Below are 15533 nucleotides of genomic sequence, written 5' to 3' on the forward strand. Positions count from 1 at the left end.
ATCACTCGTCAGCTGGCGTTAAATTATTAAGAACTAGGACATATTGCGATGAATAGACCACAACTTCCTGATTTTATTCAGGATAAGATAAGTCACTATATTGAAAATTATTTTGATATAAACAAAAACGGTAAACACCTCGTATTAGGTAAACATGCCAGCAGTGATGACATTATTTTGCAAAGTAATGACTATTTAGCGTTAGCAAATCATCCATTGATTAAAGCTCGCTTAGCTAAATCATTACTGGAAGAGCAACAAAGTTTATTTATGTCAGCATCATTTTTACAAAATGATTATGACAAACCGTTGCTTGAAAAACGCTTAGCCCAGTTCACGGGGTTTGATGAGTGTTTATTATCTCAATCAGGTTGGAACGCGAATGTGGGTTTACTGCAAACCATCTGCCAACCCAATACGAATGTTTACATCGATTTCTTTGCTCACATGTCATTATGGGAAGGAATACGCTACGCCAATGCTCAGGCGCACCCTTTTATGCATAACAACTGTGACCACTTGCGCATGCTGATTCAACGTCATGGGCCAGGAATCATCGTGGTTGACTCGATTTACAGCACCATTGGAACCATTGCTCCATTAGCTGAGTTGGTAAAAATTAGCCAAGAGTTTGGCTGCGCTTTAGTGGTGGATGAGTCCCACTCGCTAGGCACACATGGACCTAAAGGTGCAGGATTATTGGCTGAATTGAACCTCACCTCACAGGTTCATTTTATGACAGCCAGTTTGGCGAAAACTTTTGCTTATCGGGCTGGAGCCATCTGGTGCAATAATGAGGTTAATCGATGTGTTCCTTTTATTAGTTATCCCGCTATATTCAGTTCAACGTTACTACCCTATGAAGCAGCTGGATTAGAAACCACATTAGAGATTATTGAATGTGCCGATATTAGACGGGATCACTTAGAACGTATGGCAAAAAAATTACGGATTGGTTTAACCCAATTAGGGATAACGATCCGCAGTGAAAGCCAGATTATTGGCTTAGAAACCGGTGATGAGAGAAATACGGAAAAAGTTCGTGACTTTTTAGAAAATAACGGCGTGTTTGGTTCTGTATTTTGTCGTCCTGCGACCTCAAAAAACAAGAATATTATTCGCTTATCTCTCAATAGTGATGTAACTGAAGAAGAGATTTCAAAAATAATTGAAATTTGCTCTGACGCAGTGAAATGTGGTGATTTTTATTTTCGATAGTAAGTAAAAATTCATTTCATTTTATAGTGGGAGCTTAGCTCCCACTTTTATACCCACGCTGCAACTTTATTGAGTAATACATCACGATCGGCGGGTTTAACAATAAAATCATTCATCCCCGACGTCTGTATCAACGCTAATGTTTTCGGGCTGTTATCACCGGTATAACCTATAATTGGGATGTTTTTATAAGCGCGATCAGAGCTGCGAATTAAGTGAGTGGCCTCTAATCCACCCACATTCGGCATTTCAATATCCATCAATACCAGATCAATCGTGTGTTCATCCATATGAGTGAGGACTTCGCTGCCATCATTCGCTTGTATTACTTCGTATCCTTGCTGTTCAAGTAGGATAGACGTAAATGTGCGGATGGATTGATTGTCATCCACCACCAGAATTCGCCGCTCATGACGACTCTTCTGCACCGGAATCGCGTTACGATTCATCAACAGTGAATCTTGTTCAAACAATAAACGATCTATGATACTTCTAGGTTTACGAAGCACCGCATGGATACTTATCGGTTGAATATGTAAGTATCGATTGATATTAACGGCATACTCTTTGGCCGGATCATACACATAGCCAATGCAGCCTTCTGTAAAACTTAATGTGCCTTCCAGCTTAGGAAGTAATTCGCCTTGCGCTGTCGCCTCATCCAAATCCAGCAAAATCAGATCAAACTCAAATTCGTAATCTTGTCGTCTCACTGCCTGTACAGCAGAAATAGCCGTGAATTTAAACTCATCTTCTAGCGCTAATTGATTCAGCTCTCGAACAATCGCTTGGTTTGACCCAATATAAATCAAAGATTTAGACTTTAATAAATCCGCTTTAATGTCTTGTACCACATCAGAATCGTAACGAGGGAACGCCAGTACAAACTCCGTCCATTCACCTTGCTGTGAAAAACAACGAATACTGCCACCAAAAGCCGTCATCACTTTTCGACAAAATGGTAAGCCAAGCCCATAGCTGCCATTTTTACCGAAAGTGTAAAAATCACGGAAAATATCTTCCAGCATTTCAGATGCGATCCCGACACCGTTATCACGAACTTTAATCAGGTTACACTCGTCACTTTGTTCAATCTGAATCCGCACAAAGAATTGTTCTTTTTGGTAATAAAAGGCATTTTTCAATAAGTTAAACAATGCATAACTCAATAACGTATCACTGCCAAAAAAATCAAACGGTTGGATAACTTCAAGCTGAACAGCGTGCTGATCCGCCACATTTTTATACGGGAACGTTTTCAGAGCTTTTTCGATAACATCGGCTGCAGAGTATTTTTTAAAACTCGCGGTAGAAACACGGTTTTCATCGATCGACGTCAGCAATAAATCAATGGTGTTATTTCCAGAATAGATAACATCATCGGCTTCATTCAAAATCTGATGTAATAGATCCAGCTCTTGCGCATCCAGCGGGTATGCAGCTTGAGCCGCCGCTTGTGGTTTTGGGATCATGGTCCGAATAACATCGATAGACGTTTTGAGTGCACTGAGTGGATTACGCATTTCATGCGCAATCCCAGCCCCAAAGGTTTTAGCAATGGAGACTTTGGTTTCATGAGAAATCTGATTACGAAAGAAACACAGATTGCCAAAAACATAAGTAAACAAAAAAACGGGAATATACGGCCACTCAATCAAGGTTGAGGGACGAAAATCCGTAAAACCATACACTGCAAGGTAAGCCATCAACACAGAGAAGATAGCTTGTAGTGCCATCACTTTTGTATCATGCACAAGTAAGATGTGCAGAAATATCGATGCCATGAACGACATAGCCCAAATCGTTGACCAATCGTTCATTAACATCATGAAACAAAAGAAAAAAGGCAAACAGAAGCCTATGGTCAACAAAAAATAGTGCGGCATGTAGCGCTGCCATTTTTTGGGGAATGAGCCACGAAATGCCAACCCTGCGAACAAGACTGCAGCAGCACAGCGCAAACCTAAGTTCTCATAGACTTGTGGAAACCAGTATTCCCAAATGAAATAGTAGGCTGGAAAGCCAAGCATCCCCATCCATCCCACTAAAGAAAGATTGGGTTCTGCGTACTGGTAAACTTTCTTTATCACATCCATGCTCACCGTCGCTACCGTTGCGTTTTCTCGCTATTCATTAATATGCACCTAATTTACCTATTTTCTCGTGCGAGGTCAGTGATAATCATCATAGCCCTTAGTTTTCTTATCTTATGTCACTATCCGTAGTGTACTGCCTACACGCGTAGCCAATACATCCAACCGTAATCCGATCTGCTCTTTTAATTCACTGACATGGGAAATAATGCCGATCGTACGGCCACCTTGCTGTAGATCGATTAATGTTTGAACGGCCAGATCCAAAGATTCAGGATCCAAACTGCCAAAGCCTTCATCAATAAATAGCGTATCAAGACGGATGCCTCCACTGTATGACTGCACAACATCGGACAACCCAAGTGCTAATGCGAGTGCCGCCATGAATGACTCACCGCCCGACAAGGTCGCCACATCACGCCATTTACCGCTATAGCTGTCTTCAACCATCAGATCTAAACCAGACCCTACATTACCTTTGGCTCTTTCTTCTTTGCGCTTGAGCAAATAGCGGCCTCGGCTCATTTTGAGTAGCCGTTGCGAGGCTTGCAGTAAAACGTCATCCAGCAACACCCCTAACACAAAACGGTGCAAGCTCACTTTAGCGCCCGTTTTACCGTTGGCAATATCACTGAGCGTCCCCACTACCTGATATTCATCTTCTAGCAGACGGTTTTTCTGGTATAGCTCATCAAGCTGTTTCGCGACTCGTTGTAAACCATCTAAACGCGATTGGTGTTGCGTCATTTGTTGCAAGGCTTGCGCTACATATTCTTCATGCTCACGCACCCCAAGCAAGAGAGGTTCAAGCAGCGGAGGCTCTTTATCGTTTAATTGACGAGATAACGCTTGCAGCTCACCATTGAGCATTGCACAGCGTTCTTCATACTGAGTAATTTGCTTTTCAATATGGGTTAGCGTGTCATCATTCAATCGCGCAGATAAATAATGTGGCTCATCGGAAAATCCATATTTGAGCAGACCTTGCTGCCAATCGTGTATGGCCCGTTGAGCTTGCTGATCACATTGGGCATATTGCTCCTGCGCAGCTTGATAGGCGGCTTGAGCACTTGCCCATTGTTTTTGCGTTTGCACCCATTGCTCACGAGCCACCTGCTCACTTCTTTGTAAGCCTGCCATTTGCAACTGCACTTGTTCTATTGCGTTACGCAAAGTATTGAGATCCGACATGGCTTCCGGAATATCTTGGCGTAACGTCGCCAGTTCCGCTTGGGCTTGCGCTAAAGTCTGCCAGACATGCTGCTTCATTTGATTTTGCTTTTCTAATGCCGCAGTTGTTTCAATTAAGCGCTGTTCAGTCTCTTCAATTTCGCGTTGCAATTGTTCGGGGTGGAGCTGCTGTAAAGCCTCAATTTCATGGCGTAATACTTGTTGCTGTTGTTGCAATGTTGCAAAATCTGCCGCATTTTGCTCCTTCAACTCAGCCGCTAAAGTGGCAATCGTCTGCTCTAATTGCTGTGCTTTGAAGCGCTGTTGTTGGCATACATTCAGTGCAGTTTGTAAGCGTTCGATAGCCTGTTGTTGCTGTTGTCGAGCCTGTTCAACTTGAGACTTAGTGACAACGTCACCATAAAACTGCGCTTTATGTGGATGTTCAATACTGCCACAAACAGGGCAAGGATGGTCCGGCTGCAATGCTTGGGCTAATTCCGCCGCACGTTGGGTATGCCACGCTAACTCCAATTCATCTGCGGTACGTTTAACTTGCTCAACATAGCGTTGGGCTTGCTGATGCGCTTGATCGAGATGTTGCTGCTCTTGCTGAACACTGTTTAATTCTGCTAACAAGCGTTGTTCACGTTCTCGTCCCTGAATGTGCAACATAAGGTGGTTCAGCTGCGCCTTTTGGGTCTCTAAATGTGTGAGTTGGCGTTGTTGTTGCTCCCATTGTCCACGCTTAGCTTTTATCTCTTGACTAAGCCGTTCGGTCGCATGCTGCAAGTTCAATACATTTTGCGTTGTCAGTTGCAGTTCACGTTCCGATTTCGCCGCCCGTTGCAGTACCGCCTCCTGCGTGAGCAGCTTTTGCTCAGCCTGTTGCCACTGAATACATTGTTCATTCAGTTTGGGTAAGATTTCACAGGCTAACGTCGCTTGCTGGCTAGCTTCCTGAGCTTGACGCTGCAGGATCTCGATGCGTTCAAGTTGCCACTTTTGCTGTTCAACCCGTTGTCCCGCTTGAATAAAAGCATGCTGTGTTTGATGCCACTGTTGATGCGCTGGAGCTAAATTCGCCGCTTTTTGGGCTTGTTGCCGCTGCTGACGCAGAGTATCAATCTGTGTCACCTGCTGTTGATGTTGAGTAAGCTCAACCACCAGTTGTTGTTGGCGAGCAAATTGCTGATCAATTTCCAAAGCCGTTTGATACTGGGCTTTCGCTTGATCCAACCCAAGCTGTTTATTCTTTAGCTCTTGTTGTGCTTGACCAACTAGAGGGGTGACGTGAGCTAACTCCGCCTGCAACTCCTCCTCATTGGCTAAACCCACCACATTCAAAGTCCCTTTGATTTGCTGATCAAATTCTTCTTTTTCTTTGCGGATCCCAGAAGCGCGTTCAAACAATGCCCGTTCAATTTGACTGTAGAGCTGAGTTTGAAACAGTTGACCAAAAATCTGCTCACGCTCTTTCGAGTTGGCCGTCAACAACTCACGAAACTTGCCCTGTGGCAGTACCATCACTTGCCGAAACTGTTTCACATCCAAGCCAATGAGTTCAACCACCGCTTTCGCGACGGGGCTTGGTTTATTCGCAAGCAGTTCATCTTCGCCCTTTTTCAATGCCACCAGCATCGCCGAATGGGCTTTTTTGGTCATGCCTTCGCCACGTTTTTTCGGGATTTCTTGATCGGGTTGACGGGTGATTTGGTACTCCCGACCGCCCAGTTCAAATTCAAAAACAACTTCCGTTAAACACTCAGGATCAGCAAAATCACAGCGCATCTGATCGCCAGTACGCTCACTGCCCGTTGTCTCTCCGTATAACGCATAGCAAATGGCATCCAAAATCGAGCTTTTGCCCGCTCCAGTTGCTCCATTAATTAAAAACAGAGGTGCGTCGCCAAGTTCAGTAAAATCAATTACCTCTCTACTAGCAAAAGGACCAAAGGCTTGTAGAGTCAATTTTAACGGGCGCATATTACATTCCCTCCGTTTTTAGACGTTGGATCACCTCAAGCACCACTTTTTCTTGCTGCTCGGTTAACGGTTCACGCTTCGCTTCTAAAAAGAAATCACGAAACATATCCAATTCCCCCCGAGCCAAACGTGCTTTCCCCATTTCTTGGTCAATGCCAACCAACATGCCCGGCTTTTCGATATGCAATACATTCGGGTAGACCTGACGCAGTTTCTCCATCGGATCTAAAATCGCATGCTTATCCAGCAGACGAACCAATAAGTAATCCTCTGGTTGAGGATCCGTCGCGCCACTGGCTATAATCGCTTCGAGTTCACCTTCAATAATGCGCATTTGATGAGGCGCTTGCAGCGGCACGGAGGTGGCACGCACAAAACCTTGCTGATCTAATTCGACCAACGTTGCACCTTTGCTTTGGTGCTGCTCACCAAAACTGTATTTCATGAGTGAGCCTGAATAACGAATGTGCTCAGCCCCCTTCATTTGTGGCTGATGTAAATGCCCAAGCGCGACATAGTCAAAAGGCAAGAAATGGCGATGATCAACACGGTCTGAGCCACCAATCGATAAAGGCCGTTCAGACTCAGATTCCATTGCACCATCAACAAAGCAGTGGCTGATCAATACATTACGTTGGGAAGGTTGCGTTTGCGCGAGAATGTTTTCACACAAAAACTGATGCGCGGCGTCATGGCTATTGATGTCATTGTGAAAATAGTGACGTACTGATTCTGGATCATGGTAAGGCATTCCCCAGAAAGCCACGTCACCCGCTTGCTCCGAGTGCAGCACCAAAGGCTGCATCATCTGCTCAAAATCAGCAAAAATGTGCAAACCCGATTTTTTCATTTGGCTAGCTGCAAAGCCTAAACGTTTTGCACCATCATGGTTACCTGGGATCATCAATAAGGGCGTATTCAATTCCCCACAAATCACGCGTACAACATCATCAAGCAAGTCAATGGCCGCCGTAGGAGGGACGGAGCGATCATAAATATCCCCCGCCACAATCACGGCATCCACAGGGTTATTGCGTAAATAGGTGATCAATTGGTCGAGTACCGCTCGTTGATCATCCAATAATGTGACTTGATGAAATTGGCGACCAAGATGCCAATCTGAGGTATGCAGAAACTTCATGCCTTGCCTGAGGGGAAAACGAAAACTGGCGCATATCATACCTTTATTTTGCGCAATTTCGATGTTGTACCGCGATAAGTTGCGATAAATCAGCCTTTTTTATGCTATATCACCACGCTTTGGTGGAAAGCTTTGCACCACACTCCACCACGGCGCAATAACACTGATTTAAGTGCGCACTTTTAATTGGCGCGGGATCAGCTCAATCCCCGTTTGATAACGTTTGGCTGAAGCATTAAGCGCCAATGCCAGCGCACTATCGGCGATCAATTCAAACTGTTGAGGCAGCGAATTGACTCGCATCGGTAAGAAGTCGAGTAGACGATTATCACCAAAAGTGGCTAAGCGCACTTTTTGCATCAGCTCTGGTTGTTCAAGCAGAACATCCAAAATTCCTTCTAACAAGGTATATGAAGTGGCCACAACCGCATCCGGTAATTGGTTGCTTTCCACCCAGCGTGCAAAGACTTTACGGCCTTCTTCACGATTAAAGTGTTCGCCGTAACCGAGGATAACGGACAAGCTGCGTTCTTTTGCCGCCATCGTAAAACCCTGTTCCCGCTCACGGGAAACGCTCAGTTCAGGTAAGGCTCCAACTAAGCCAACACTCTTAACGTCATGACTTAATAATGAACGGGTTAATTCAAAAGCAGCACCAAAATCTTCGCTGATCACACAAGAGAAAAACTCATCATCCAGTGCGCGGTCAATCGCGATCACCGGTGTACCCGATTGTTGTAACTTGAGATAAAACTCACTTGCGTTAGGAATACCACTAGCCACAAATAAAGCATCAATTCGCCTTGAGACTAATGCCTCAGCTGCCGCCATTTCAATCTCAGGATCATCGTCAGAACAGGCGATCAAAATTTGATACCCCGCCTGTCGCGAGTTTTGTTCCAGCAGTTTTGCCAAGCGCGCATAACTGGTGTTTTCAAGATCAGGAATGATCAAACCAAAAGAGCGACTGTTACCGGCACGTAGCGCCGAGGCGGCATGATCGGGACGGAAATTGTACTGCTCGACCACCGCCATCACTTTTTGCTGGGTTTTCTCACTGATCCGATACTTTTGCGCTTTGCCATTGATCACATAACTGGCCGTGGTTTTCGAAACGCCCGCCAATTTTGCGATTTCATCCAGTGTCATAGTGGTTACTCATTTTATGTGCGTCCGATCATAGAACGCGATTTTTGATCCTTGCTTGGAGTTGAATTATACGCTGAATCGATTCAGTATTAAAGCTGAAAGGATTCAGCAAAAGTACCCTTTACTCACAGTCTGCACTTTTAGTTCGTGTAGAAAGTGAGAGATAAAGCAGCAGGATCGTGATTATTCGAGGCTTTGCTGAATTTTTTTGCCTCTAAAGCTGAACCGATTCAGCTTTAGGTAAACCAAAACACATTGGATGACCTCCACAGGCAATTAAGCCTGATAAGCCGGTAAATGCAACCGAGGTTATCCCGCCCTAATAGGCAGCCCACAAGGCCAAAAGAGGTTAAGTATGTTGGAACTCACTACACAAGATATTCAATTGCAGCAGCACTTTGCGAATAAGCAAGCTGCGATTCAAGGACTCGCTCATGCCCTAACCAGTAAAGGTTTAGTCGCTGAAGGTTATGCGCAAGGTATGCTCAATCGCGAAGCGCAACACTCTACGTATCTCGGTAACGGAATTGCCATTCCACATGGAACCACCGATACCCGCGAGTTAGTAAAGCAAACTGGCGTCACTGCGATGCACTTCCCTGATGGATTAGATTGGGGAGACGGTAACCGCGTATACGTTGCCATTGGTATTGCCGCCAAGTCAGATGAGCATTTAGGCATTCTCAAACAACTGACCAAAGTTCTATCTGCCGATAGTGTTGAGCAAGCGTTACAGCAAGCTAAAACTGCCCAGCAAATCATCGCGGTGATCAAAGGTGAAGCCCAACTCAACCCAGACTTTGATGCTTCACTGATTCAATTGCAGTTCCCAGCGAGCGATATGGTACAGATGAGTGCGGTAGCGGGTGGATTATTAAGAAATACCGGCTGCGCGGAAAGTGAATTTGTGGCTGATTTAGTCACGAAATCGCCAACGCATTTGGGTCATGGTCTTTGGTTACTCGCCAGTGATCGCGCAGTCAAACGTACAGGTATGTCGATTGTGACCACTGCGAACCATTGTGAATATAATGAGCAACCAGTTAAAGCCTTAATTGCGTTTTCCGTTTGCAACGATGTACATCAACCTTTCCTGGCCAAAATTACCGAACTCGTATTCCAACAAAAACAAGCCTCATTGTTGCAAGCCGATGTCAATCAGTTGATTAGCCTGTTTACTGAACAGAATGAAACCGTTGCCGAGCCGGTCATCACCACCGGACACAACGCAACGTTTCGGATTAAAAATACCCATGGTTTGCATGCTCGACCCGGGGCGATGCTTGTCGCGGAAGCGAAGAAATTTGAATCTAACATTCGCGTCTATAACCTCGATGGTGATGGACAAGTCGTCAACGCGAAAAGCCTAATGAAAGTGATTGCGCTTGGGGTGAAACACAATCATCAACTGCAATTTACGGCGGAAGGGCCAGATGCAGAGGCTGCACTGCAAGCGATTGGCGCGGCGATCAATGCAGGCTTAGGTGAAGGTTAAGGAGGCATCATGACGAATAAAGTTGTCACCATCACACTGAACCCTGCTTTGGATTTAACCGGTAGCATGGATCAGCTCAATGTCGGATCTGTCAGCCTTGTTGAGCACAGTTCACTGCATGCCGCGGGTAAAGGCGTCAATGTCGCCAAAGTTCTCAGCGAGTTAGGTGCAGACGTCACCGTCACCGGTTTTCTTGGCCGTGATAACCAAGAGCTGTTTTGCCAGTTGTTTGATCAGCTCGGTGTTCATGATGAGTTTATCCGCATCGACGGTGCGACTCGTATCAATGTCAAATTGGTTGAACACAATGGTGCAGTCAGCGATATCAATTTCCCGGGCATTACTGTCACTCAAGCCGATATTGATGCTTTTGAAGCCACATTACTGCGCCTAGCACAAGATCATGATTATTTCGTACTGGCAGGCAGCCTACCTAAGGGCATTTCGCCGCAGCACTGTGCCGGTTGGATTAGCCAACTTCGCAGTATGAATAAAAAAGTGCTCTTTGATAGTAGCCGTGAGGCGCTCATGGCAGGTCTTGAAGCGAAGCCTTGGCTTATCAAGCCTAACGATGAAGAACTTTCCCAATGGTGTGGTAAAGAACTGACTACGTTAAAGGAATGCCAACAAGCAGCATCTCAACTAGCACAAAAAGAGATTGAAAACATCGTCATCTCTATGGGTGCTAATGGTGTGATGTGGCTCAATGAAAATGAATGGCTGCATGCTAAACCACCCAAAATGCAAGTAGTGAGCACTGTTGGTGCAGGCGATACGCTGGTTGCTGGTCTATGCTGGGGTCATATGCAACATATGGAGAAGGATGATTTACTCCGTTTCGCCACAGCCTTATCGGCTCTTGCGGTGACGCAAGTGGGTGTAGGCATCAGCGATAAAGAACAACTCAATACTCTACAACAACAAATTCAAGTATCCGCACTCCATCCTACGATGAGTGCCTAAGGACAGAAGGTCATGAATATGAAAATAGCCATCGTAACCGCATGCCCAAGTGGCGTTGCTAACAGCATAATTGCGGCAGGTTTACTGCAACAAGCCTCTAAAACCCTTGGTTGGGAGGCAATGATTGAATGCCACTCTACAGTGATCGCAGGGCACTCCCTGACTGCAGACGAAATCCGCGCTGCGGATTTGGTGGTTCTAGCCACAAACAGTTCAATCGATACACAACGCTTTGTGGGCAAAAAAGTGTATCAAAGCACCATTTCGGCCTGTACCTCTGATCCTGTGGCTTATCTAACTCAAGCTGCAGCACAAGCTACCGAACTGAGTTCCGCCCAAGCAACACGCTGTGATACCCCCACCACAGCGCCTGTTGCCGCGAAAAAAATTGTCGCTATTACGGCTTGCCCTACCGGTGTTGCTCACACCTTTATGGCAGCAGAAGCACTAGAAGCGGAAGCCGTACGACAAGGACACCAGATCAAAGTAGAAACACGCGGTTCGGTGGGTGCTAAAAACCAATTGACGACGCAAGACATTGCCGATGCAGATCTTGTGATCATCGCTGCGGATATTGATGTGCCTCTAGAACGTTTCCACGGCAAACCTCTTTATAAAACGAGCACTGGCTTGGCATTGAAGAAGACCGCTCAAGAGTTAACTAACGCGTTTGCTCAAGCCAAAACGTTCTCAAGCACAACCGGCGCCAATGCGAACGAACAATCTGCAGAGAAAAAAGGTGTGTACAAACACCTGATGACTGGCGTATCACATATGCTGCCGGTAGTGGTTGCAGGGGGCTTGATCATTGCGCTCTCTTTCGTGTTCGGTATTGAAGCATTTAAACAAGAAGGCACATTGGCAGCGGCATTAATGCAAATTGGTGGCGGCTCCGCCTTTGCCTTAATGATCCCTGTTTTAGCGGGTTACATTGCATTCTCGATCGCTGACCGTCCCGGATTAGCCCCAGGCTTGATTGGCGGTATGCTAGCAAGTTCAACCGGTGCAGGCTTTCTTGGCGGCATAGTAGCCGGTTTCCTTGCCGGTTATAGCGCCAAATTTATTGCAGACAAAGTGCAGCTCCCGCAATCCATGGCTGCGCTCAAACCGATCCTGATCATCCCATTTATTGCTAGCTTATTCACAGGCTTAGTGATGATTTATGTGGTGGGTGGACCGATGTCGAGCATCATGGCAGCGATGACCACGTTCTTAAACAACATGGGTTCAGCCAACGCAGTTCTACTTGGTATTGTGCTTGGTGCGATGATGTGTTTCGACTTAGGTGGCCCCGTCAACAAAGCCGCGTACACTTTCGGTGTAGGTCTGCTGGCATCACAAACGTATGCGCCAATGGCAGCAATCATGGCAGCAGGTATGGTACCTGCGCTAGGTATGGGGCTTGCTACATTCATTGCCAAAGACAAGTTTGAAGCAGGTGAACGTGAAGCGGGTAAAGCATCTTTTGTATTAGGTTTATGCTTTATTTCTGAAGGTGCGATTCCGTTTGCAGCGAAAGACCCAATGCGTGTGATTCCAGCTTGTATGGCGGGTGGTGCGGTGACGGGTGCGCTTTCTATGCTGTTTGGCGCGAAATTGATGGCTCCACACGGTGGTCTGTTCGTGCTACTGATCCCAAATGCGATTAGCCCAGTATTGCTCTACTTAGTGGCCATTGCGGTCGGTACTGCGATCACCGGTTTCGGATATGCAATGGTAAAAAAATCGGCACAGGCTAAGCCCGTGACCGCTTAAAATCTCAATGAGATCAAAGAAGCCAGTGGTTAAACACTGGCTTCTTTACGTTTACATTATTTATTTTGTGAGAACTTCTCTTGAATATAGTGGCGAGAAACATCCACCACCGCCACATCTTTGAAGAAACTGCGCCCCAGCAAAAGTGGGTAAGTTAAATGGGTACGATCTGTCAAAGTAAACTCGGTATATTCTTTGAGATCACCAATTTGGATCCATGCCATTACCACTGCTCGACGTTGCGGCTTCTCTGCACTGGATTGACGAATTCTCACCCAGCGTTCAACTGGTAAGCTGATTTCTTCACTACGCACATTGTCGTGCTCAATCCGAAACTTCACCCAGTCTTGCCCACTGCGTTCAAAAGTGACGATGTCTACCGCACTGATCGATGAAGTGGTTGCACCAGTATCGATACGTGCTTTGAAACTCTCTTTCAATCCAGGGAGGTAAACCCACTCTTTATCCCCTAACACGATCTTGCCGTCAGAGGTGTGTTTCGCCATAGAGAAGTCATCTTTGACTTCCGATTCAAATGAATGTGCTGGTTCTAAACGAGGTAATGTTTCTACCAACGGTGCATTTTCATCAACAATGACTTTTGGAGCTTCAACCACCGGAGCTACAGGTGGTGTGGCATTTTTCTCGGGCTCTGCGGGTAAAGGAGTGGTGGCACACGCCACCAACCCGCTACTTAACATTAAAGACACTAATAATTTCAGTGGATGATTCATACTTTCACCTAATCAAATACCACCCTTCCTGATTGGGTATGATTTTGCCATCTTCTTTATGACACCTGGATAATTGCATTCGCCACATACGGGATGTCTTTCTCGGTCAATCCGGCGATATTAATACGGCCATCTGCCACACCGTAAATGGCAAACTCTTCACGTAAACGCCCCATCTGCTCAGCGGAGAAGCCTAACACCGTAAACATCCCCCTGTGGCTTTCAATGAAGTCGAATTGTCGCGTATTGTGTTGATTTCTCAACTCATTACACAAATCTTTGCGCAGAGTTAACAAACGTTGCTGCATTTCGTTCAGCTCTTGCTTCCAAATCGCGGTCAACGGCTCATCTCTTAGCACTGTCTTCACTAATGCGGCACCGTGATCTGGTGGCATCGTGTACGTAGAGCGCGCCAAGGTGAGCATTTTACCCCGTGCATTAGTGACATCTTGCAGGCTTTTACCAATCACAATGGCCGCACCGGTTCGTTCTCGGTACAACCCAAAATTCTTAGAACAAGAGGTCGTAATTAACATTTCTTCCACGCGTTCAGCCATATAACGTAGGCCTTGTGCATCTTGTTCTAAACCATCACCAAAACCTTGATAAGCGATATCGACAAAGGGAATAAAGCCATTTTTCTGGGCTAAATCTGTGATTGCTTGCCATGCAGAAAAGTCAATGTCCGCCCCCGTAGGGTTATGACAACAACCATGCAGTAAAACCACATCTTTTGGACCAGCTTGTGCCAAATCCGCTAACATCTGTTGAGTATCCACCATTTTGGTATCACGGCTAAAGTAACGGTAATATCGTACTTTTAGCCCAGCGGCTTCCATCACAGGTTTGTGGTTCACATAGCTAGGATCCGTGATCCAGACGGTCGTTTCTGGCTGCGCCACACGCATTAAATCGCCTAACATCCGCAGTGCACCACTGGCTCCTGGCGTTTGGATCGCAATCGTGCGTTCGGTATCCAGCGTTGAGCCAAGTACCAGTTGCAGCATGCTCTGATTGAATTCTTCGCATCCAGCAAGACCAACGTACGATTTGGTTTTCTGAGTCGCGACCACCTTTTCTTGCGCCAATGCTACCGCGCGCATGATTGGGGTTTCGCCCAAACTATTTTTATAAACGCCTATTCCTAGATCCACTTTTTGTGGACGAGGATCATTACGAAAGGCAACGGAGAGAGAAAGAATTGGATCTAAAACTGGTGCTGGTAAATGAGTAAACATGAAAGTCACAACCCTTTGAAATTCAGGTAACAACCCACAAAGTAAACCAGATAGATAAAAACCGAAAGGGATTTTTTGTTCTCAGCGCAACAGCGTTACATACAGCGCTAAGAACAAAAAAATTACACCGTAAAGCGATGGATCACTTGATTGGCACTGCCCCGCCACTCCAGCATCGGATCCGCGAGTGCTTGTTCAAATTTGCCATCCACCAATACATCAAGGTAAGGCAGCAACGCTTGCTGTGCGTCATTAAAATCGGCCAGTCGATAACCCGTCCATAACCAGATATCTTTATCAGGGCATTCCTCTTTCACTCGACGAACCAAACGCAGCACGGCGTCAACATTCGCGGGGTGAAGGGGATCACCTCCTGAAAGAGATAAACCGCGCCGTTTGATCCGCGTGTCATTCAAATCCGCAATAATCTGGTCTTCCAACTCTTGAGTGTAAGGATGCCCAGAGGAGAGTGACCAAGTGCTTTGGTTATAGCACCCTTTGCATTGATGCTCGCAACCAGAGACAAACAGCGTACAGCGTGTCCCCGGTCCGTTGACGACATCAATGGGGTAATATTGATGATAATTCATA

At 46.0% G+C, this 15533-nt stretch carries 11 protein-coding genes; 4 read left to right on the forward strand and 7 right to left on the reverse strand.

Annotated features, from left to right (window positions below):
• The first annotated feature begins 48 nt into the window (after nt 1-48).
• A complete protein-coding gene (gene cqsA, locus MKA69_RS16315; protein WP_055030498.1) occupies nt 49-1218 on the forward strand; it encodes an alpha-hydroxyketone-type quorum-sensing autoinducer synthase in 1170 nt (389 codons plus the stop codon).
• A gap of 47 nt (nt 1219-1265) precedes the next feature.
• On the opposite strand, the gene cqsS is transcribed toward cqsA, so the two are convergent.
• From cqsS to cra, 4 genes are all read right to left on the reverse strand, one after another.
• Nucleotides 1266-3314, reverse strand: a complete 2049-nt coding sequence (gene cqsS / locus MKA69_RS16320) for a quorum-sensing CAI-1 autoinducer sensor kinase/phosphatase CqsS (protein WP_081024589.1) — start codon at nt 3312-3314, stop codon at nt 1266-1268.
• A 111-nt stretch (nt 3315-3425) separates the two neighbouring features.
• Complete coding sequence (locus MKA69_RS16325; RefSeq protein WP_305848502.1) at nt 3426-6467, reverse strand: SMC family ATPase; 3042 nt, start codon at nt 6465-6467, stop codon at nt 3426-3428.
• 1 nt (nt 6468) lies between these two features.
• A complete protein-coding gene (locus MKA69_RS16330; RefSeq protein ID WP_158118885.1) occupies nt 6469-7608 on the reverse strand; it encodes an exonuclease SbcCD subunit D in 1140 nt (379 codons plus the stop codon).
• A 168-nt stretch (nt 7609-7776) separates the two neighbouring features.
• Nucleotides 7777-8757, reverse strand: coding sequence for a catabolite repressor/activator (gene cra, locus MKA69_RS16335; RefSeq protein WP_000171132.1), 981 nt, complete (start codon nt 8755-8757; stop codon nt 7777-7779).
• 355 nt (nt 8758-9112) lie between these two features.
• Between cra and fruB the strand changes: the two genes are divergently transcribed.
• The 3 genes from fruB to fruA are packed head-to-tail and all read left to right on the forward strand — an operon-like array spanning nt 9113 to nt 12970.
• Nucleotides 9113-10252: a fused PTS fructose transporter subunit IIA/HPr protein gene (fruB, locus tag MKA69_RS16340; protein ID WP_055030494.1), complete on the forward strand. Its 1140-nt coding sequence runs from the start codon at nt 9113-9115 to the stop codon at nt 10250-10252.
• A gap of 9 nt (nt 10253-10261) precedes the next feature.
• Nucleotides 10262-11215, forward strand: coding sequence for a 1-phosphofructokinase (gene pfkB, locus MKA69_RS16345; protein WP_055030493.1), 954 nt, complete (start codon nt 10262-10264; stop codon nt 11213-11215).
• 18 nt (nt 11216-11233) lie between these two features.
• Entirely contained in the window at nt 11234-12970 is a 1737-nt protein-coding gene (gene fruA, locus MKA69_RS16350) for a PTS fructose transporter subunit IIBC (protein ID WP_055030504.1), read from the forward strand.
• Between the two features lie 56 nt (nt 12971-13026).
• Here fruA and MKA69_RS16355 read toward each other — a convergent pair whose 3' ends face one another.
• The 3 genes from MKA69_RS16355 to nrdG all read right to left on the reverse strand — a co-directional run bounded on the left by MKA69_RS16355 (nt 13027) and on the right by nrdG (nt 15532).
• Nucleotides 13027-13704 (reverse strand): ATP-dependent zinc protease, encoded by a 678-nt coding sequence (locus tag MKA69_RS16355; RefSeq protein WP_134818265.1) that lies wholly within the window; start codon nt 13702-13704, stop codon nt 13027-13029.
• 56 nt (nt 13705-13760) lie between these two features.
• Complete coding sequence (locus tag MKA69_RS16360; protein ID WP_055030491.1) at nt 13761-14942, reverse strand: amino acid aminotransferase; 1182 nt, start codon at nt 14940-14942, stop codon at nt 13761-13763.
• A gap of 122 nt (nt 14943-15064) precedes the next feature.
• Nucleotides 15065-15532, reverse strand: a complete 468-nt coding sequence (gene nrdG / locus MKA69_RS16365) for an anaerobic ribonucleoside-triphosphate reductase-activating protein (RefSeq protein WP_055044917.1) — start codon at nt 15530-15532, stop codon at nt 15065-15067.
• Nucleotide 15533: the final 1 nt, after the last annotated feature.

The sequence above is a fragment of the Vibrio sp. AH4 genome (assembly GCF_030710545.1).
Taxonomy (GTDB): domain Bacteria; phylum Pseudomonadota; class Gammaproteobacteria; order Enterobacterales; family Vibrionaceae; genus Vibrio; species Vibrio metoecus.